18 protein-coding genes are annotated in these 21,396 nt (G+C 33.1%); 4 read left to right on the forward strand and 14 right to left on the reverse strand.

Features of this window, described 5'->3' with window-relative positions; translation table 11 throughout:
* Positions 1 to 4 precede the first annotated feature (4 nt).
* The 9 genes from BUE95_RS11270 to BUE95_RS11315 form a co-directional block, all read right to left on the reverse strand.
* Positions 5 to 754 (reverse strand): hypothetical protein, encoded by a 750-nt coding sequence (locus tag BUE95_RS11270; protein ID WP_073584534.1) that lies wholly within the window; start codon positions 752 to 754, stop codon positions 5 to 7.
* Between the two features lie 10 nt (positions 755 to 764).
* On the reverse strand, positions 765 to 1,181 hold the full coding sequence (locus tag BUE95_RS11275) for a lipocalin-like domain-containing protein (protein WP_084530286.1): 417 nt from the start codon (positions 1,179 to 1,181) through the stop codon (positions 765 to 767).
* Positions 1,182 to 1,184: 3 nt separating this feature from the next.
* On the reverse strand, positions 1,185 to 1,670 hold the full coding sequence (locus BUE95_RS11280; RefSeq protein WP_143165283.1) for a hypothetical protein: 486 nt from the start codon (positions 1,668 to 1,670) through the stop codon (positions 1,185 to 1,187).
* A 303-nt stretch (positions 1,671 to 1,973) separates the two neighbouring features.
* Positions 1,974 to 4,739 (reverse strand): response regulator, encoded by a 2,766-nt coding sequence (locus BUE95_RS11290; RefSeq protein ID WP_073584542.1) that lies wholly within the window; start codon positions 4,737 to 4,739, stop codon positions 1,974 to 1,976.
* A gap of 94 nt (positions 4,740 to 4,833) precedes the next feature.
* On the reverse strand, positions 4,834 to 5,307 hold the full coding sequence (locus BUE95_RS11295; protein WP_073584544.1) for a DMP19 family protein: 474 nt from the start codon (positions 5,305 to 5,307) through the stop codon (positions 4,834 to 4,836).
* Positions 5,308 to 5,383: 76 nt separating this feature from the next.
* A complete protein-coding gene (gene uvrB / locus BUE95_RS11300; protein WP_073584546.1) occupies positions 5,384 to 7,375 on the reverse strand; it encodes an excinuclease ABC subunit UvrB in 1,992 nt (663 codons plus the stop codon).
* A gap of 178 nt (positions 7,376 to 7,553) precedes the next feature.
* On the reverse strand, positions 7,554 to 8,216 hold the full coding sequence (locus BUE95_RS11305; protein ID WP_073584548.1) for a thiamine diphosphokinase: 663 nt from the start codon (positions 8,214 to 8,216) through the stop codon (positions 7,554 to 7,556).
* 79 nt (positions 8,217 to 8,295) lie between these two features.
* Positions 8,296 to 9,120 carry a DUF4249 domain-containing protein gene (locus BUE95_RS11310; RefSeq protein WP_073584550.1) on the reverse strand — a complete coding sequence of 275 codons (825 nt, stop codon included), beginning with the start codon at positions 9,118 to 9,120 and terminating at the stop codon, positions 8,296 to 8,298.
* Between the two features lie 4 nt (positions 9,121 to 9,124).
* A complete protein-coding gene (locus tag BUE95_RS11315) occupies positions 9,125 to 11,494 on the reverse strand; it encodes a TonB-dependent receptor (protein ID WP_073584552.1) in 2,370 nt (789 codons plus the stop codon).
* A gap of 124 nt (positions 11,495 to 11,618) precedes the next feature.
* Here BUE95_RS11315 and BUE95_RS11320 point away from each other — a divergent pair, with 124 nt between their 5' ends.
* Positions 11,619 to 12,284 carry a hypothetical protein gene (locus tag BUE95_RS11320; protein WP_073584554.1) on the forward strand — a complete coding sequence of 222 codons (666 nt, stop codon included), beginning with the start codon at positions 11,619 to 11,621 and terminating at the stop codon, positions 12,282 to 12,284.
* A gap of 47 nt (positions 12,285 to 12,331) precedes the next feature.
* Here BUE95_RS11320 and BUE95_RS11325 read toward each other — a convergent pair whose 3' ends face one another.
* The 5 genes from BUE95_RS11325 to BUE95_RS11345 form a co-directional block, all read right to left on the reverse strand.
* Positions 12,332 to 14,554, reverse strand: coding sequence for an NADP-dependent isocitrate dehydrogenase (locus tag BUE95_RS11325; RefSeq protein WP_073584556.1), 2,223 nt, complete (start codon positions 14,552 to 14,554; stop codon positions 12,332 to 12,334).
* 153 nt (positions 14,555 to 14,707) lie between these two features.
* Complete coding sequence (gene rplS, locus BUE95_RS11330; protein ID WP_073584558.1) at positions 14,708 to 15,064, reverse strand: 50S ribosomal protein L19; 357 nt, start codon at positions 15,062 to 15,064, stop codon at positions 14,708 to 14,710.
* Between the two features lie 212 nt (positions 15,065 to 15,276).
* On the reverse strand, positions 15,277 to 15,960 hold the full coding sequence (gene trmD / locus BUE95_RS11335) for a tRNA (guanosine(37)-N1)-methyltransferase TrmD (protein WP_073584560.1): 684 nt from the start codon (positions 15,958 to 15,960) through the stop codon (positions 15,277 to 15,279).
* Between the two features lie 17 nt (positions 15,961 to 15,977).
* Positions 15,978 to 16,775, reverse strand: a complete 798-nt coding sequence (locus BUE95_RS11340) for a class I SAM-dependent methyltransferase (RefSeq protein ID WP_073584562.1) — start codon at positions 16,773 to 16,775, stop codon at positions 15,978 to 15,980.
* Positions 16,776 to 16,956: 181 nt separating this feature from the next.
* Positions 16,957 to 17,676, reverse strand: a complete 720-nt coding sequence (locus tag BUE95_RS11345; protein ID WP_073584564.1) for a 3-ketoacyl-ACP reductase — start codon at positions 17,674 to 17,676, stop codon at positions 16,957 to 16,959.
* A gap of 172 nt (positions 17,677 to 17,848) precedes the next feature.
* Here BUE95_RS11345 and BUE95_RS11350 point away from each other — a divergent pair, with 172 nt between their 5' ends.
* The 3 genes from BUE95_RS11350 to BUE95_RS11360 all read left to right on the forward strand — a co-directional run bounded on the left by BUE95_RS11350 (position 17,849) and on the right by BUE95_RS11360 (position 21,278).
* Positions 17,849 to 18,781 carry a peptidylprolyl isomerase gene (locus BUE95_RS11350; protein ID WP_073584566.1) on the forward strand — a complete coding sequence of 311 codons (933 nt, stop codon included), beginning with the start codon at positions 17,849 to 17,851 and terminating at the stop codon, positions 18,779 to 18,781.
* Positions 18,782 to 19,216: 435 nt separating this feature from the next.
* A complete protein-coding gene (gene xerA / locus BUE95_RS11355) occupies positions 19,217 to 20,260 on the forward strand; it encodes a site-specific tyrosine recombinase/integron integrase (RefSeq protein ID WP_073584568.1) in 1,044 nt (347 codons plus the stop codon).
* 136 nt (positions 20,261 to 20,396) lie between these two features.
* Positions 20,397 to 21,278 (forward strand): restriction endonuclease, encoded by an 882-nt coding sequence (locus BUE95_RS11360; protein WP_073584570.1) that lies wholly within the window; start codon positions 20,397 to 20,399, stop codon positions 21,276 to 21,278.
* The last annotated feature ends 118 nt before the right edge of the window (positions 21,279 to 21,396 follow it).

Genomic DNA, 21,396 nt, shown 5'->3' on the forward strand with positions numbered 1-21,396 from the left:
AATTTTATAGGTTTCTTTTTTGATAGGTTAAATCTATTTGTCTTCCGCCACCAACAAAGTTGTAAATTACAGAGGAGATATTTCCATTAGTATCGCGATTGTTAATAACATCAAAGTCTTGAACACCAAATTGAAAATGATTGATTTGTCTTTGATTGAAATAATAAAAGAGTTCGCCTCCACTAAATAAGGCTAAATCAAATTGTAAAGCAACTTGTGATTCAACATTTTTAAAGACTCCTTCTTCATTAGAATCTAGAGTTAAAACTATGTTTGAAGTAAGATAAGAAAAGGAGTATTGATATGGATTTCCTGATTCATCAAGTTGTACACTACTTGATTCTGTTCCGTCAATTAAAGTATAGGTGTTTGACGGCGCATCATAATTAATCAAGTAGGTTTCAGTTGATCCGTCGGTTTCATCAACAATAGAAGATAAAATTCCAGATGCGTTATACACAAATGTTCTAACATCGGGACCACCTAAAAACCCAGTATTGGAAACACTTGTAATTTTTCCGTTGGTATAAGAGTATTGTTTTGTCTTAATTTCATTATTGTCTTCTAAAATAATTTCAGAAATTCTATTGTTACTATTATAACTGATACTAATTGATTTATTGTTAATACTATTAGTATAATCTGTTAGTTCGATGTTAGTTGGAAAGTAACCTTTTGCAGAGTTATCATCACTGCTACAAGATAAGACTGTAGAACAGGTGAGTATAATCATTATTCGTTTTAGATTTTTCATAATTATTTTTTTATCCTTGTGTTTTATCAAATGTTATTGTGTTATGTTCACTACCGGATTCATCTCTTAGAATAAGTTGTGAATCAGAAATTTGGACAATAACTAATGAAGAATTGGTTTCAGTTCCATAAGTAATTGATAATTGACTATCACTAACTAATTCGAAAGAACCCGAATTTACTAAAGTAATTTCGCATACGTTTTCGGCATTTAAGTTATAACTTTCTGTATAAGCATTTCCATTTTGAAAAAACTCTATAAAGGTGTTTTTTTCACAATCATTTAATGGTGATAAACTCATCGATTCAAAATACCATCTCCCAGAAGTTAACGACTCTCTTACAGAAGGATTGCTTTCATCATCATTATTACATGATAATAGCATTAATAGGCATGTTAGCGTGAAAATTGTTTTGAATGTTTTCATAGTTTAGTTAAATAAAGAGTTAATTTCATTTCCTTGAAGAATAATTTGATGATTATTAAAATTTATATCATCATTATTTGAATTTCCGTCTAACGTGATATCTGGATCCATAACAATTCTTAAAATGAATTCGGGTTGAAATTCAATTGTAGTATCCCAATTTCTATCATAAAAAAATGTAGTTTCTTCACCAGCATTCATGGTTGTGAAGTTTAATGCTATTTCTTCTGTTTCTGTTGTTGTTCCTAAAGGTCTTTCATAAATTGCAACATATTGTTGTTGAATAGTAGATGAAAAATTAGCGTTTCCTATGTTTTTAATTTTTCCACTAATTCTAACTACACCTGTTGTTGCACTTGATTGTGATACCAAAGTATAAGTAAGTCCTTCGGCTTTTAAGTCTACGAATGAGGAAGTAGAGTCATCATCGGAACATGAAAGGAATCCGAATAATATACTGCAAAGTAAAATTGATTTGATAGTTTTCATAATTGTCATTTTTTAAATTTTGTTTTTTTAATGATTTTATTTTTGTGAATGATATTGAGTTCGTATTCGCCTTTTTCTAATTGATTAATATTGAGTGAGATTTTTTGCGAGGAAGGTTTCTCCAAATAGGTTTCATAATTAAATTTCTTTTTGGCAGGCATTTTATTTCTTTTTGTTGAAACAAATTTATTCATGAATAAAAGAAAGCAGTAGGAGAGATGTAACCATTATATGGAATTATGTAACAGCAATAAAAAAGCCTCTAAAATAGAGGCGTTGAATAGATTCTTTAAATATGAAATGTTACTTTTTTTGATAATCAGAAGGGGACAAATAATACATTTCTTTAAAACATTTAGAGAAATATCCTACATCATTAAATCCAACATTGTAGGCGATTTCTGAAATATTTAGTTTATCATTTTTAAGTAAATCAGCAGCCATTTTTAAACGTTCATTTCTAATAAATTCGGTTGCAGAAACTCCAAATAATGATTTTAATTTTCGATGCAATTGCATACGACTCATGTGCATTTCTTCTGCAAAAATTTCCGCATTAAATTCTGAATTGGGAATTGCAGTTTCTAAAACCGTTTCTAATTTGGCTATGAATTTTTCATCAACGGAATTAATAACAACTTCTGTTGGTTTCAAAATTAATTCCTGACTATAGCGTTCTTGTAGTTTTTTGCGTTCTTGAATTTGTTGGGAAACCGTTGCTTTTAAAACTTCATGATTAAAAGGTTTTGTTAAAAATACATCAGCTGTGCTTTGTAATGCTTTTAAATGGGTGTCATCTGACGATTTTGCGGTTACTAAAATAACTGGAATAAATGAGGTAAGCTCGTTAGATTTAATTTGATTACTAAATTCAAATCCATCCATTTCTGGCATGATTAAATCGGAAATAATACAATCGGGAATTTCTTTTTGTGCTAGTTTTAGCGCTTCTTTTCCGTTAGTTGCCTCTAAAATTTGGTAATTAGTTGCAAAAATATCTTTAATAACTTCTCTTATTGATGCATTGTCATCAACTACAAGTAAAATGGGCAATTCAGAATTATGATTGGTTTCAGAGATTATATCTGAAATAATTTCAGTTTTACCTTTTTCTTCAATTATAATTGCATTTGCTAAATTTTTATTAAGCGGAAGTTCAACAGTAAAACTAATTTGTTGATTATTAAAATTGGTTTTAATAGTTCCTTCATAAAGTTCAACTAAATCTTTAACTAAGGCTAAACCAATTCCAAAACCTGAAATGGCATTATTTTTTTGATAAAAACGTTCAAATAATTTCTTGTAATCGGATTCTTTTAATTGGCTATTATAATTTCGAACTTGGATAATTAAGTTTTGGTTTTCTTTTTTGGCTATGAAGTCAATTGGTTTTCCTTGTTCGTTGTATTTAAACGCATTATCTAAAAGATTACTAGTAATTTTTGTGAAGATGTCTTTATCGAAATGTGTTTCAAAATCTAAGTTTTCAGTTGTAAAAGTAAATGCTTGATTTTCTTCTTTTGCTTTAAAAGAGAAAGGTTCAATTATAGATTGGAAGAAATGTTTCAAATTCCCTTTTTTCAAAATAATTTGAAGCTTTCCATTATCAATTTTTGATAATTCTAAGAGTTGGTCAACGAGTTCTAACAAGCGATTGGCATTGTTATCAATTAAGTTTAGTTGTTTGTTTTGCTCTTCGTTTGTAGTGTTACTTTGTAATTGTTGAACTGGACTTTTAATTAAAGTAAGAGGTGTCCTAAATTCGTGTGAAATATTAGCGAAAAAGCGAGATTTAAGTTCGTTTAATTTGTTTAGTTTTTGAGCGGTTTTTATTTTGTTTCGGTAACCATAGAATAGGAATAATCCACTAATCAATAAAAGTCCAGCAATTGCAATATAGATATATTTTTGTTTTTCAGAGAGTTCGTTTTTTGTTTTTAAAAGTTCAATTTCTTGTTCTTTTTTTTCGGTTTGATATTTAGTTTCTAAATCATTAAAAAGCTGATTGTCATTTTTTTGTTCTAAACTATCTCGATAGGTAATATAATTTTCAAGAGATTCATAAGCCAAATCATTCTCATTTCGTGATTTGTAAATAGAAGATAAATAATAATATGAATTTGAAATTATACTATAATCTACATTTTTTTTATTTTTTATATTTTCCACTACAGCAGTATAATTTATAATTGCTTCATCATGGTTTTTAATTTGATATAAATAGCTAGCGTATGCCCAATAAGCCCTTATTAAAGCATTATCATCATTAAAAGTTTTACTTTTTTCAATAAATTCCTTATAATATTTAGTTGCTAAATCATTTCTACTTATTTTTCGATATAAAGAAGCATAAGCCCAATAAGTATCACTGAATTCTTTAACCAATTTATTTTCATAGAAATACTTATTCGCATCATCATAAAGTTTTAAAGCAGTTTCTATATCAGGATTTTCACTTTCCACTAATGTAGAACCATAATATAATCCAGATACATGCATTTCGGTTAATGAATTTGAGGATTTTGCTAGTTCATATGATTTTTTAAAGTAATCTTTAGCTTTTCCATATATTTTATTATTTGATGGATTATAGCCTCTAAGCATCATTAAACCTATATTTTGTAAAGCTCTAATTTGTACATCATTTGTAAAATTATTCGATTCGCTAATTGAGTCAATATAAATATATTTTGCAATGGCTTTATCGTCTTCATATTTTGAATAATGGATATTTGCAAGAATATTATTAGCTTCAAGAAAGTTTGTAATTTCTTCTTTTGTTGAGTATTTTTTTTTAATTATTCCCTCAATCAAAGAAATCGATTGTTCAAACATTTTTAATTTAAAATATACCTTAGCTTTATAAATTATAGCTTTATCTTGAACAGAAGATTTATTTTTTTGTTTAGCAAATGAAAATAGTTTGTTAGCTGAAATAAGAGCTAAATCATATTTCATTTCATTAAATGAAGATTCAAATTGATTTGAATATGCTTTAATAGAATCGGTTTGATTTTGACCAATTCCTAAAATTGAATTAAAAACTAAAATAAATAAAAAACGTTTCATTTTTAAATATTGTTCAATTACAATACTACAATAAAATTATCACAACTATCAATAGTATTGTAACAATATAAAGTTACAATATTTAATTTAGCGATTAATAATTAAATTCATTTTTATTGTTTTTGATATACCTAACAATTAAAGCGACAACATCTTCTTCTTGTTCGTCATTAAAGAAAATTTCGTCTAAATCTTCCCAACCTGAAAAAACGCTATCATCTAGTTTTTCCATTGCCAATTCGCGAGTTTCTAAATCCTCAGAAAAGTTGTTGATACCAAATAATCCAATAGCTTTTGCAATGATATTAGCCGTTTTTGTTGCGCCAATTTTCTTGTATGCTTCTACAATTTCTCTAGCATAATCGCCAGTTTCATTTTCGAAGAAGAATTGGAATCCACCTTCGTTCATAGCGCCTTCAAAGATATCGATTAGTACAAATGTTTTTTCGCCTTCTGATAAATCCGTAAAGCCGTCTGTTTCTTCTTTTTTATTCCAAATAATGGTGCCAACCGCTTCGATGATTTCGATTTCGTCTGCTAGGTTTACAATTTCGTTGATTTTACTCATTTTTTTATGTATTAATTGTTGTCGTCCTGAACTTGATTATCTTCGTTGAATCTTCGATTTCAGGATTTATAAATCTTTATTTTAGTTTCTCTTGTAAAATTTGAATTTCATCTCTGAATTTCGCTGCTTGCATGAAATCTAATTCTTTTGCTGCTTTTTCCATCATTTTTCTCAAGTCGCGAATTTTCTTTTCAATTTCGGGTTTTGATAAGTACAAACTTTCGGGCTCGGCTGCTTTTAAGGCTTCTTTTTCAAAATAACCTGTTGAAACAGAATTACCACTCAAAGCGCTACCTAAACTTTTATTTAACGCTTTTGGCTGTAGATTGTTTTCGGTGTTATATCGAGTTTGTTTCGCTCTTCTGTAATTGGTTTCGTCAATTGTTTTTTGCATAGAAGCCGTAATTTTATCGGCATACATGATGGCTTTTCCATTCACGTTTCGAGCGGCACGCCCTACTGTTTGTGTCAACGAACGGTGGCTTCTCAAGAATCCTTCTTTATCCGCATCTAAAATTGCTACTAACGAAACTTCAGGTAAATCTAAACCTTCACGGAGTAAGTTGACACCAATTAGCACATCAAAAATACCTTTTCGCAAATCTTGCATAATTTCCACACGTTCTAAGGTATCTACATCGGAATGAATATAACGACAACGAATAGCAACTTTTGTTAAATATTTCGCTAATTCTTCCGCCATACGTTTGGTTAAAGTAGTAACCAAAACACGCTCGTCAGCCTCGCATCGCAACTGAATTTCTTCGATTAAATCATCAATTTGATTGGCACTTGGTCGCACCTCAATAATTGGATCTAACAAACCCGTCGGTCGAATTACTTGTTCTACATAGACCCCTTCCGATTTTTGCAATTCATAATCAGCTGGTGTGGCGGAAACATAAACTACTTGATTTTGTAAAGCTTCAAATTCTTCAAATTTTAACGGACGATTGTCCATCGCAGCAGGTAATCTAAAACCATATTCTACTAAGTTTTCTTTACGACTTCTATCGCCACCATACATCGCATGTACTTGAGAAATCGTAACGTGACTTTCGTCTACTACCATCAAATAATCATCAGGGAAATAATCTAACAAACAGAAAGGTCTGGTTCCGGGTTCGCGACCATCCAAATAACGCGAATAATTTTCAATTCCGGAGCAATACCCTAATTCCCGAATCATTTCTAAATCGAAATTGGTGCGCTCTTCTAATCGTTTGGCTTCTAAATGTTTGCCAATCTCTTTAAAATAATCGACTTGTTTGACCAAATCTTGCTGTATCGCCCATATTGCATTTTGTAACACATCAGGTGAGGTTACAAACATATTCGCCGGGTAAATCGTTAGCTTTTCATAACGCTCTAAAACTTGAGCCGTTCGCGCATCAAACGCCTCAATTTCTTCAATTTCGTCTCCGAAGAAATGTATTCGGAAGGGTTCATCGCCATAACTTGGAAAAATTTCCACGATATCTCCTTTAATTCTAAAGTTACCAGGTGCAAATTCGGCTTCGGTTCTCGAATACAAACTTTGCACCAATTGATGCAACAATTTGGTACGGGAAATTTGCTGATTTACTTCCAAATTGATGACGTTCTTTTGAAACTCAACAGGATTTCCAATTCCGTATAAACAGGAAACCGAAGAAATCACAATAATATCTCTCCGACCCGAAAGTAGGGCAGAAGTAGTACTCAGCCGCAGTTTTTCTAGCTCTTCATTTATCGATAAATCTTTTTCTATATAGGTTCCCGTAACAGGAATAAAAGCTTCGGGTTGGTAATAATCGTAATAAGAAACAAAATATTGGACCGAATTATTCGGAAAGAATTGCTTGAACTCGGAATACAATTGAGCCGCAAGTGTTTTATTATGTGCTAAAACTAGAGTCGGTTTTTGTACTTCTTGTACCACATTGGCTACAGTAAATGTTTTTCCAGACCCCGTAACACCTAATAAAGTTTGATATTTCTCCCCATTGATAATCCCTTTTGAAAGTTTTTCAATAGCTTGTGGTTGGTCACCAGTAGGTTTATAATCGGAAACGACTTGGAATTTCATTTGATGTACTTAGTGTAAAGTGTAAGTTGCAAAGTTAGTTAAAGTGTTAAAAACAAAAGGTAAAGACTTGAAAAAATAGTTCTTATTTACTTTTTTCGGTTTAATACTGACATTAGTAACCGCTAAAAAAGTAATTCCTTTTAACCACTTCTTCTATCACTATTTTTTTATATGTTAATTAATCCCAACATTCCATTAATAACAAGTCCCCTTCTTTGTGTTCGATTGAAACGATTCCATCTTCAGCAACATGATTACTGCTTCCTGTTCGATACCCAATCGTAAGCTCGTCATCATTTAAAGGATAAAATAAGTTTTTGGAATGAATCCCGTTAACTTTTCCTATCGGTATTAATGAAAGCGTTGTGTTTTTGGGATACCATTTTTCATATGTAGGGGGTAGCAAGAAAATCTTAGAATGGTCGTCTAACAGTACAATTTTTAGTTTATTTCTGAATTTTACAATACTAGTAATATTCGTAATGGTGTGGTCAGCGCGCTTTCCTGTGGCCCAAGTCACATTTACTGCTTTATGACCTTTCGCCACCAGATAATCAAAAGCTTTTTCTAAATCGGTTTTGTCTTGATTGGGTGTGTGAACAATCTCTAATGGATATTGTTTTTCTAAATAATGTTCTGGATCAAAACCTCTATCAAAATCACCTAACAGGACATCTACTTTGATTCCTAATTCTAAGACACGATTAATTGCGGAATCCAATACTATTACTAAAGGAGACCATTCTAATAGTTGACCTAATAATTCTTCGCTACAAGAAGCACCATTAGCAATAATTAATGCAGGTTCTTGATCGTCGCGAACAATATGATGTGATGACATTTTATTTTTTTGTTTCAGGTTTCAAGTTCAAAGTTTCAAGTTTCAAGTTTCAAGTTTCAAAGTTGAATTTGTCTTAAATTTATTGCACCAAGTAATTTACGGTATCAATTTCTGATAAATGAAAATAACCAAGCGGAAAGTTTTCAGCATTGTTTTGATTCGTAATATTACCTCTTATCGTTGCTGGTGGTGTTGCGAATGGATTACCAGAACCGCTTCCTGCAATGGTGATTAGCTTGTTCATATAGTTAAAATACCCCAATGTTATCCCTTGAACACTTAAATCTAGTGTTATACCAGGTTCTGTTTCGCTACTTCCATAAAAACCAAACATGAGGTTGCCTTGGAAAAATTCATCGGTAACCGCACCAAATTCAGGAATTTGTTTGTTCGGATTTTTAACGCCCAACAAGTAGTAATTGTCTTCGGCTCCATTGTCTTGATAGAAATACTTAATTTGAATTTCATCATCTCCACCAAATCCTGGGACGGTTTCTTGGGTAACATTTAAGATATCTGGAGTTGCAATGAGGGTATTGGTGGCCGTGTAAAGTTGGCCATCATACAAAATATCCAAACGATACGTTTCGCCTATTAAAGGTTCAAAATTGGTACAAGTATAGGTTCCAGTGTTGGGTATTTCAGAAAAAGTAAAGGTAACATTCGAACTGTTTGTAATGGTTACCATTGCACCATTTGCAGGAAGGATGTCATTGGTATAAAAATCGTTGGTTAAGCTCAATTGAATATTTTGAATTTCACCAGTAGTTCCTTTTTCCCATTTTATTATGGCATCTATAACCAATTTGGGTGCTGCATTTGCCAAATCAATATTTACAACTTCTTCACAACTAGTAAAAATAACAGTTGTGGTTAAAAAGAAATATAGAAAGATTTTTTTCATAAGATTAAAATTTAAAATTATAAGATACCGATGGCACAATACCAAAGATCGAAAGTTTTACAGCTTCATTTGCTCCTGTTTCTGAATTTTGACGGAACGTAATTGAAGCAGCATTATATCGGCTGTACACATTATAAATACCAAAAACCCACTCGCCTTTAAATTTCCGATTTTCATATTTCTTTGGAGTTAAGGTTGCCGAAATATCCATGCGGTGATAAGCAGGTAGTCGATCTTCATTTCTAGAATTATAACTTGGAACGGTTACCCCTTGAAAGACATATTTTCCAGTAGGATAGGTAACAGGTTGCCCAGATTGAAGTGTGAAGCTTGCTCCAAAACTCCACTTATTGTTTAATTTGTAATTTCCAGTTACAGCTAAGTTATGGGTTTTGTCATAGGCAGAACGATACCAGTTTCCATTATTAATACCAATTTCGGTAGGAGTTCTTCCAGGGGTTTGCTGTTCTGATCGAGATAGGGTATACGATACCCAGCCGTTGAGGGTACCTTCATTTTTTCGTACCATCATTTCCAATCCATAAGAACGCATCCTACCATTTAAAATTACTTGCTCAATTGCTTCATTTGCAATCAAGTCGGCACCATCAATATAGTCGATTCGATTTTGTACTTTTTTGTAGTAAGTTTCTAACTCCAAGGTATATTTACCTTCTTTAAAGTTTTTGAAATACCCTACCGCTACTTGGTCGGCCAATTGTGGCTTGATATAGTTATCACTCGGAGTCCATACATCTAATGGAGTAGGGGATTGTGTGTTAGAAATCAATTGCATGTATTGCACCATTCTGTTGTATCCTGCTTTAATAGATTGGTTCTCATCTATTTCGTACGAAAAGGTAAATCGGGGTTCAAAATTAGCATAATCGGCTATTTTATCGTTTGAACCAAAATATCGGGTGCTTGTTGGAGTGGCCTTTTCGTAAATTTTTAATGCTTCGTCATATAAAACAGGTTGGTTGTTTTCGTAATAGTTGATGGTGGATGCCCCAACACGATAAAAATTACTAAAACGCAAACCGGCCATTACGGAAATTTTATCGGTTAAATTGTACTCAATATCGGCGTAGATGCCATTTTCAAAAGCATATTTTTTATCCAATTGTCTGAAATTAATGGAGGAGTTTTCATCCAAAGGTTCAATGGTTCCTGGGTTTATATCATACTTGGTAACATTAACTCCAAAGTTAAACTTTGTTTTCTCCGAAGCATAATATTTGAAGTCATATTTTAAATTGTAATTTTGAATGGTTGATTCCCAGTTAAATCCAATGAAGTCCAATTCCAATCCATAAAAGTAATTGCTGTAAATTAGGGATAAGTTTGAAAATAATTTATCAGAAAACAAATGATTCCAACGCATATTCAAAGTGGAATTCCCATAAGTATTTCGAAACGAATCATTTAAATTGAAGATATCCCTGCCAAAATACCCAGACAAATAAACGTTGTTGTTCTCGTTGAACTTGTAGTTTAGTTTGGTATTCAAATCATAAAAATAAGCCGAATTTTCATTATCGGTCAGTTTTAAGAACAAATGGGCATACGAACCCCTTCCAGCAATTAAGAAAGAGCCTTTGTCTTTTACAATTGGTCCTTCTGCTAATAAACGACTTGAAATTAGTCCGATTCCACCGTTTATGCTAAATTTATTGCTATTACCATCCTTTTGATACACATCTAAAACAGAAGCTGCTCGTCCACCAAAACGTGCTGGAATTCCTCCTTTATACAGTTTTAAATCTTTAATAGCATCTGCATTAAATACAGAAAATAAACCAAAAACATGAGAAGTGTTGTAAAGTGTAGCTTCGTCTAGGAGAACTAAATTCTGATCAGCTCCACCTCCTCTTACATTAAATCCCGATTGTCCCTCACCAGCATTTGTTACTCCAGGCAAGAAAAGAAGCGATTTTATTACGTCTACTTCTCCCATTAAAACAGGCATTTGCTTTATGGTACTTATAGCCAATTTATTCACACTCATCTCGGGTTTTTTGATGTTGGTTTTGTAGCTATCTTCTGTAATGACAACTTCTTTTAGTTCTAATTTGCTTTCATTCAGACTAAAATTTTTCTTCGTATTTTGAGAAATTTCCAGTGGATTAGAAATTGTTTCAAACCCAACATAACTTACTTTAACGGTATAATTTCCAGTAGGTAAGGTTAAAGAGTAAAATCCATATTCATTCGTATATGTTCCGATATTTAATTCGGCTATATATACCGATACACCAATTAATGTTTCATTATTGTTTGCATCGGAAACAATGCCACTTAGTGTTACTTTTTCTTGCGAGTAACCTATCAATCCTAGCGAAAGGGTAAGTAGTAAAAAAAGGTGTTTTAACATAATTTAGGCATAATATTTGATTTACAAATTTGACAAATAATGTTGGCAATTGTTTCAAAACTTATGTTAATTTATATTTAAAAATCATTTAATTTGATAATTTTACAAATCGAATCGAATTCCTATGAAAATAAAAGCACTTACATTCTTTATATTTATACTTTCATGGCCACTATTTTCTCAGAAAGATTCTCCTTTTAAGTCTTCTAAACTTAAGCTCGAATGGGAGAGTCCAACGATTGCTGAGCCAAAAAATGCGTTACCAGGAATTGAATACAAAAGCATACTTGACAATAAAGATTCCAATTTAAGCAGGTATAGTATCAAGAAAAGTGAGAAAGTTGCTGAAAGTATTTTAGAAAAAAAGTCGGAGTTTAAGAATCCTGGGGATGAGTACAAAGATAAATTAAACAAAGAGATAGGAGTGGGGAGTGCCGTTGATGTCTTTTTTGGAAAATTTAAAGTGTTTACTCCAAAATTAAAAATATTGACGCGAGACCATATGGACCCAGATGGTGATAGAGTACGGATTATTGTTAATAATGTTGTGGTTTACTTAAATATTTATTTAGAAAGTAGTTTTAAAACCCACATAATTGATTTAACAGAAGGAGATAATTTAATCGATATTTTAGCATTAAACCAAGGGTTAGCAGGTCCTAATACCGCTACTTTTGCTATATATGATGAAAAAGATAATTTAGTAACAAGTAATGATTGGAATTTGAACACGGGTTTGGCAGCCAAATTTTTAATAGAATATGTCAAACCAATGGAAAATAAAAAATAAAAAGAACCGTCAAAAATATTTAGACGGTTCTTTTTTATAAGCAAATCTTAGTTTAACTGCGCTAAGATCGTATTTAAAGTAGTACTTGGACGCATGGCTTTTTCAGTCAATTCAAAACTTGGGTGATAATACCCACCAATTTTTTGTTCTTTGCCTTGAGCCGCAACTAATTCTGCATCAATTTTAGCTTCGTTAGCTGTCAAAGCTTCTGCAATTGGAGCAAAGGTAGCTTTTAACTCCGCATCCTTAGTTTGGTTTGCTAATGCTTGTGCCCAATAGAACGCTAAATAGAAATGCGAACCTCTGTTGTCAATTCCACCTAATTTTCTTGCCGGTGACTTGTCTTCTGCTAAGAATTTTGCATTTGCCTCGTCTAATGTATCGGCTAAAATTTGTGCTTTGGTATTGTTTTGTGTTTGTGCTAAATGTTCTAATGAAGCCTGTAATGCTAAGAATTCTCCTAATGAATCCCAACGCAAATAGCCTTCTTCTACAAATTGTTCTACGTGTTTTGGAGCTGAACCACCTGCACCTGTTTCAAACAATCCGCCACCGTTCATTAAAGGTACGATAGATAACATTTTAGCCGAAGTTCCCAATTCTAAAATAGGGAATAAATCGGTTAAGTAATCACGCAGCACGTTTCCAGAAACTGAAATTACATCTTTTCCTTGACGGATGATTCGTAAAGTTTCTTTCATCGCATCTTTCACATCCATGATGCGAATATCTAAGCCAGTCGTGTCGTGATCTTTTAAGTATTTTTCAACTTTTTTAATAATTTCGCTATCGTGTGCTCTGCCTTTATCTAACCAGAAAATAGCAGGAGTATCAGATAATCTTGCTCTGTTTACCGCTAATTTTACCCAATCTTGAATAGGAGCATCTTTAGTTTGACACATTCTGAAAATGTCACCTGTACCTACTTTTTGTGTTAATAAAACAGTCCCATTTTCGTCTTCCACATTAACAGTTCCATTTTCTTTTAGTTGGAATGTTTTATCGTGAGAACCATATTCTTCTGCTTTTTGAGCCATTAATCCAACATTAGGAACGGATCCAATGGTTTTTGGATCTAAAGCGCCATTCTCTTTCATTTCTTCAATACAAGCAGCATAGAAACCAGCATACGAACGGTCTGGTATCATAGCAATGGTATCTTCCTCTTTTCCTTCTGCATTCCACATTTTTCCACCACTTCTTGCTAAAGCTGCCATAGAAGCATCTACAATTACATCAGAAGAAACGTGGAAGTTTGTAATTCCTTTTTCAGAATTTACCATAGCAACACGAGGTCCGTTAGCTAAAGCATCAGCGATTGCTTGTTTGATTTCTTCTTCTTGAGGAATTCCTGCAATTTTGTTGTATAAATCTTGTAATCCATTATTTGGATTGATGTCTAATGATTGGAATACATCAGCATATTTAGTATAAACATCCGCAAAGAAAGTTTCCACAATAGCTCCAAAAATAATAGGATCCGAAACCTTCATCATTGTTGCTTTCAAATGCGCAGAAAGCATCACATTTTTTGCTTTAGCATCCGCAATTGTTGTTGCTGCAAATTGTTTTAAAGCATTCAAGTTCATAACAGAACTGTCAATAACCTCTCCAGCTTTTAGGCTAGCAAAGTCTTTTAAAACAGCGGTTGCTCCATTATCCGAATGGAAAACAATTCTGAATTTCCCATCTTTTTCAACTGTTGTTGATGTTTCAGTCCCGTAGAAATCACCTGAATTCATGTGCGCTACTTCAGTTTTGCTATCGGCAGCCCATTTCCCCATTCGGTGTGGATTGGCTTTTGCATAGTTTTTAACTGCTTTTGGCGCTCTTCTGTCCGAGTTTCCTTCACGTAATACTGGATTTACAGCCGAACCTAAAACTTTAGCATATTTCGCTTTGATTTCTTTCTCCGTATCGTTTTGTGGCTCTTCAGGATAGCTTGGAATATTGAAGCCTTGTGATTGTAATTCTGCAATCGCTTCTTTTAATTGAATTACAGAAGCTGAAATGTTTGGTAATTTAATTATGTTAGCTTCTGGAGTATTTGCTAATTGCCCTAATTCGGTAAGTGCGTCACCTACTTTTTGGTCTTCGGTTAAGCATTCTGGAAAGTTAGCTAAAATTCTTCCCGCTAAAGAAATATCTCTTGTTTCGATCGCAATATTAGCCGTTTTGGTAAATGCTTTTACAATCGGTAAAAACGAATGTGTTGCCAACATAGGCGCTTCATCCGTAATGGTATACATTATTTTAGATTGGTTGGACATGAATGATATGTGTTTGTTTGAATATAATTTGTTAAACCCCGCAAATATAAGGAATTCAGTAGAAATAATGGAGTATTTTGACCGAAAACTTGAATACTATTCAATAAAAAAGCCACAACAATGTTGCGGCTTTTATACTTGAGAAAGTACAAATTAGTTTTTGTATCTTCTTTCTTTGATTTTTGCTTTTTTACCAGTAAGATCTCTAAAGTAGAAGATACGAGCTCTACGTACTTTACCTCTTTGGTTCACTTCAATTTTTTGTAAAGCTGGCATGTTTACTGGGAAGATACGCTCTACACCAACTGCACCTGACATTTTACGGATTGTAAAAGTTTCAGTAGCTCCAGCACCTCTTCTTTGGATAACAACTCCTTTGAAGAACTGAGTTCTTGTTTTTTCACCCTCTTTAATTTCATAGTACACAGTGATTGTATCACCAGCACCAAACTCAGGGAAATCTTTTTTCGCAACTAATTCGTTATTTACGAAATCAACTAAATTTGACATAGTTATAATTATAAAAGTTTGATTCAAAGCAACATACACGTCTATCGCCAGAGGTTGATTTAAAGTGGTGCAAAATTATAAAAAAAAATTGAATAATCAAATTGCAGTATGTGAAATATTTAGAAATTAGATTTTCGGATTTTCAGATTTTCGGATGATGGATTTTAAGATTTTCGGAACATCAGCACCTGAGGATAGCAGCACATCAAAATCTATTCCTCATTTTCCAACAAATCAGGTCGTCTGTTTTTGGTGTGTTCGTAGGCCATTTCTTCGCGCCATTTTTCAATTTTGCCAAAGTTACCACTCAATAACACCTCAGGAACTTTCAAACCTTTATATTCTGCTGGGCGTGTGTAGATAGGAGGTGACAACAAATTATCCTGAAAACTATCGGTTAATGCCGATGTTTCATCACTTAAAACACCTGGGATTAATCGAATAATGGCATCACAAAATACGATGGCACCAATTTCACCACCACTGAGCACATAATCCCCAATCGAAATTTCACGGGTAATGTGCATATCACGAACGCGTTGATCGACACCTTTGTAATGGCCACACAAAATCATAATGTTTTCATACATCGAGATGGAATTCGCCATTTTTTGATTTAACGTTTCCCCATCGGGAGTCATGTAAATGATTTCGTCGTAGTTTCTTTCCGATTTTAGCTTCGAAATACAATCGTCTATGGGTTGGACCATCATGACCATACCAGCGCCTCCTCCAAACTGGTAATCGTCTACACTCCTTTGTTTATTCATCGTGTAGTCTCTCAAGTTGTGAAAATGAACTTCGACCAATCCTTTCTGAATGGCGCGTTTCATGATAGAAGCTTCAAACGGACTTCGCATCAATTCGGGTAAAACGGTAATAATATCAATTCGCATGCTGCAAAGATAATAGATTATTTTTTAGTTGCCGAAAGCGAATACACCATTGGAATTTTGTTTCCCAAATGCTTGATTCGAAATTTATTCGGTTCAAATTCTTCGGTTTGATTGAAACAATTATAAGGGGAATAATCAAATTCGTTAAAACAATTAATTGCTAATTTATTTGAAATTAAAGCATTTAAAACTTCTGAAATCGGATGATTCCAAGTGATGGTTTTTGTATTTAGGGGTGCTTCTTTATCGGCATAAGTTCCATATTCTTCCTCTATGATAGGTGCTATATTGAAATAATTATAGAAAACCTCTTTGAAATCGTTATCAAAAATCCAAACCACGGGATGGAATTCGGCAAAGACAAATTTTCCATCAGGTTTCAAGAAATGTGACACTATTTTAGCCCATTTATCCAAATCAGGAAACCAACCAATTGTCCCATAACTGGTAAAAACAATATCGAATTTTTCGTCCAAATGATTTGGTAAATCATAAATATCACAACAAATAAAAGTAGTATCTAAATTCAATTTATTGTTGATTTCTTTCGCTTTTTCAATGGCTTTGTCTGACAAATCGATTCCGGTAGCTTTGGCACCCATTCGGGCTAAAGTGATGGTGTCTTGGCCAAAATGACATTGTAAATGCAGTACTTTTTTGCCTGAAACATCGCCAAGTAAATCCAATTCAATCGAATTTAAAGACGATTTTCCTTTCAGAAAACCTTCCATGTCATAGAAATCGGAGTTCACATGGACTTCTACTTTATTATTCCAAGTTTGTTTGTTGATAGTTAGGTAATCATTATTTTCCATAGGAATCCTTATTAGTTTATCAAAGCAAATGGACTTCGTTTTAATTCAAGTAAAACGGTTATACTATCGATTTGCATATTCGATTTTGAAAAAAATAAAGGTAAGAAGAATTGTGGTTTAAAAGAAAAAAAGCGATGTTACTTATGTAAGACATCGCTTTTAGGTTTGATAATATTAGATTTTATGGATTTGTAGACCACAAAGAAGCACTTTTTAATAATGCTCTTCTTGGAAGTTGGAGCGTACTAACAATTAGTTCAGCAAAATCCTCTGGCTGTAGCACTGTTTCTGTTGCCTCTTTGCTAGCAATTCCTAATTCAATTGACATATCGGATGCTATGGTGCTAGGCGTTAACGTACAAACTCGGATGTTGTTCTTTCTCACTTCTTTCATTAACGATTCTGACATTCCGATTACAGCGAATTTTGATGCAGAATACGCAGAAGTATTTGGGTTTCCGGCTAATCCAGCAGTAGACGACACGTTGAAAATATCGCCTTGATTATTAGCAATTAGATAAGGTAAAACTTCTTTAGTTACGTAGTACATTCCCATTACATTCGTTTGAATTATCGATTGCCATTGGTTTACATCCATTTCTAAAAAGCTTCCAAAAGCTGCAATTCCAGCATTGTTTACTAAAATATCGACTGTATTAAAAGTATTCATGATTTCTTGAATTCCTTTTTTTACTTCGTCATAATTACCTACATCAAAAACAGCATATGTAGCATTAACTCCTTGAGCTTTTAGTTCGGCAACAGTAACAATCAAAAGCGTTTCGTTTCTTCCTGTTATGGCTACGTCTATTCCTTGTTTTGCAAAGGCTATAGCGGTTGCTTTTCCTAGTCCTCTACTACCACCTGTAATGATAGCTTTTTTACCTTTTAAATTTTCCATTTTGATTTTTTTTTGTTTCGAATGCAAATTTACCAAATCAGGCAAGGGGATATGTGGATTTTAATGTTAAAGATTTTTTAAATTCCTCAATCGGGGATTCATTATAAACAGCTAAATTGATAGGTTCGTAATATTTTTGTAGTTTTGCGCATTAAAATTTAAAATTTAAAGCATGGAAAATGGAATATATGCTAAATTCAATACCTCTAGAGGTACGATTTTAGTAAAATTAACACACGATTTAACACCAGGAACGGTTGGGAATTTCGTAGGATTAGCAGAAGGGCAATTGGAAAATTCGGCGCGTCCAATGGGAAAACCTTATTATGATGGATTAAAATTCCACCGTGTAATTCCTGATTTTATGATACAAGGAGGATGCCCACAAGGTCAAGGAACAGGTGGTCCAGGGTACAACTTTGATGATGAGTTCCACCCAACATTACGTCACGATGGCCCTGGCGTTTTATCGATGGCGAATGCGGGACCGGGCACTAATGGTTCGCAATTTTTCATCACACATGTTGAAACTTCTTGGTTGGATGGAAAACATACGGTTTTTGGTCATGTAGTTGAAGGACAAGATGTAGTAGATGCTGTGGCACAAGGAGACGTTATCGATTCGTTAGAAATTGTTAGGGTAGGAGAAGAGGCTGAAAAATGGAATGCTATTGAAGCTTTTAGAACCTTTGAAGGCTCTAGAGAAAAACGATTAGCAGAACAAAAAAAACAAGCTGAAGAAGCTTTGGAAAAATTAGCTGCTGGTTTCCAAAAAACAGAAAGCGGCTTGCGTTATCAAATCATCCAAAAAGGAACAGGGAAACAAGCCGAGAAAGGCAAAAAAGTTTCGGTACACTACCAAGGAGCTTTAGAAAACGGACAAGTTTTTGATTCTTCTTATAAAAGAAAGCAACCTATTGATTTCACTTTAGGTGTGGGACAAGTTATTGAAGGTTGGGACGAAGGTATCGCTTTATTGCAAGTAGGAGACAAAGCACGTTTTGTAATTCCTTCTTATTTAGGTTACGGTTCTAGAGGTGCTGGAGGGGTTATTCCACCAGATGCTACTTTGGTTTTTGATGTGGAATTAATGGATGTGAAGTAAGGTACGAAGTATAAAGTACGAAATACGAAGTACAAATTACGAAGTACAAATTACGAAGTACAAATTATGAAGTAAAAAGTACTTAGTACAGTGTTATAGAAATCTCGAAACGGTGTTTCGGGATTTTTTTTTTGGTATATGTTAGGTTCATTAATTGTTATGTGTTTTGCGTGTCGAAGTTTATTGCCCTATATCAAGAGCAAGTAGGTGTTAATTTGCTTTTTAAGCGTATGGTAAAGGTTTTTAGGTATTTTATAACAATTAAGCTAGTAAAATAAGTCTATTAGAAAAAGTTTGAAGTGGTATTGGATTAAAAGTAAAGTCATTTGTTTTTATTTTTTTAGACTATGTATTACTTAATCTTATTATAACGTATCATAAAAAATACAATTAAAAAAAATATTTTTTAAATTTGAATTATATAAGCCATTAATTATGAATTGGAAAGCCAAAACTTTACTTCACAAAGGAACGCCAAGAATTGCTGTTTATTTTGAAAAGAATACAGAATTAATTGCTCGCATTAAAACTTTTGCAGATGCAAGATGGAGTCCTAACAAAAAATATTGGCATTTGCCTGATACCGAAGCCAATCGTCTACATTTTAAATTACCTTTAGCACACACTTTGGTTCCGAATGCGGAAGGAATAGCAAGTATTGAAACTTTTAAGCGTTACCTTTTATCCAAAAGATATAGCCCAAATACGATAAATACTTACAGTGATGCCTTAAAATCGTTTTTAACTTTTTGTAATACTAAAGCTGTAAAGGACATTACCAACGAAGATGTTATTGCTTACAATAACGATTATATACTGAAAAATAAATTTTCATCTTCATACCAAAATCAAATAGTAAATGCCATTAAGCTTTTCTTTAAAATCGTAAAAGAAACATCGATTGAAATTGAAAAAATACATCGACCAAAACGAGAAAAGGTATTGCCAAATGTTTTGAGTAAAGAAGAGGTAAAACTAATCATAAATTCTCCAACTAACTTAAAACATAAAACCATGCTAAGTTTAATTTACTCTTGCGGTTTACGATGTGGTGAATTATTAGCATTACAGCCTCATCATATTGATTCTAAAAGAAATATCGTTTTATTAAAAAATTCAAAAGGGAAAAAGGATAGAATTGTTCCGCTTAGTCCTAAAATACTAGAACTATTAAGAAACTATTATAAAGTTTATAAACCTAAAACGTATTTGTTTGAAGGACAAGAAGCTGGAACTCCTTATTCTGACAAAAGCTTACAAAGCGTTTTAAAACAAGCTCTAAATAAAGCAGGAATAAAAAAACCTGCTACGCTACATTGGTTACGCCATAGCTATGCTACACACTTACTTGAAAGTGGAACCGATTTAAGATACATTCAAGAACTATTAGGTCATAATAGCAGTAAAACTACCGAAATATATACTCACGTAAGTACAAAAAGCATTCAACAAATTAAAAGCCCGTTTGATGATTTGTAAGATTTTTTTATTATTTTTGAAAAAGATAAAACTGATATTTGTCAGACATATACACCCAAAATTGGGTAGCTAAGTCTGATTTTGTCAGACATATAAACAAGTTAGCGGTCATTTTATAAACGACAACAATACATAAATGGAAATACCAAAATTTGACGAAACATTTATTCCAATTCTTGAAGTTCTTAAAGACGGTAGAGTCTTAAGGTCTAGAGAACTTATTGAAGAAGTAAAAACTAAGTTTTACTCTGACCTAACTGAAGAACAATTAAAGCAAGAAACAAAATCAGGTGACTTGCTTATTGACAACAGAATAGCATGGGGAAAATCATATCTAAAAAAAGGAGGTTACATAACATTTCCTCAGCGTGGCTTTGTTCAAATAACAGAGAAAGGCAAAAACCACTCAGCGACAATAACTGTAAGAGATTTAGAAAATGAGAGTTCATTGTTTGACTTTTACAAACAAGAAAAAGGCTCTGTTACAGTTGACAATAAAACGCAACCTGAGATTTCCTCTCCACAAGACCTTATAGACGAAGGCTTCAATAGAATTGAAAGCGAAGTCAAAGCAGACCTGCTTCAAAAATTAAAAACTATTGACCCATACTTTTTTGAGAAAGTAGTTTTGCGACTACTAAAGAAAATGGGATATGGCGAATTCATAGAGACTTCTAAATCTAATGACGGTGGAATTGACGGGATAATCAATGAGGACAAACTCGGACTAGATAAAATATATATTCAAGCCAAACGCTTCAATGAAGGAAAAGTAAGAGAAAAAGACATTCGCAATTTTATTGGTGCTATGAGTGGGGACACCAACAAGGGTGTCTTTGTAACAACATCTGAATTTGATGAAAAGGCACTAGAAAAAGCACGATCTGCTCACCACAAAATTATATGCATAGACGGCCAGAAATTAGTTACATTAATGCATGAATTTAATGTTGGTATTCAAGTAAGGACAACTTACGAGATTAAACAAATTGATGAGGACTTTTTTGATGAGCAGTAAAGAAAAACGAACCGCTAACAGCCGTAACTGTTGCACAACTACCATTTTTTAAAATATCCCGAAGGATCGGGACAAAAAATATAAAATTCCGACCTCGTTTAAGTACTTTTAAGCGAGG

Origin of the sequence: Flavobacterium cucumis, assembly GCF_900148835.1 — a bacterium.
Taxonomy (GTDB): domain Bacteria; phylum Bacteroidota; class Bacteroidia; order Flavobacteriales; family Flavobacteriaceae; genus Flavobacterium; species Flavobacterium cucumis.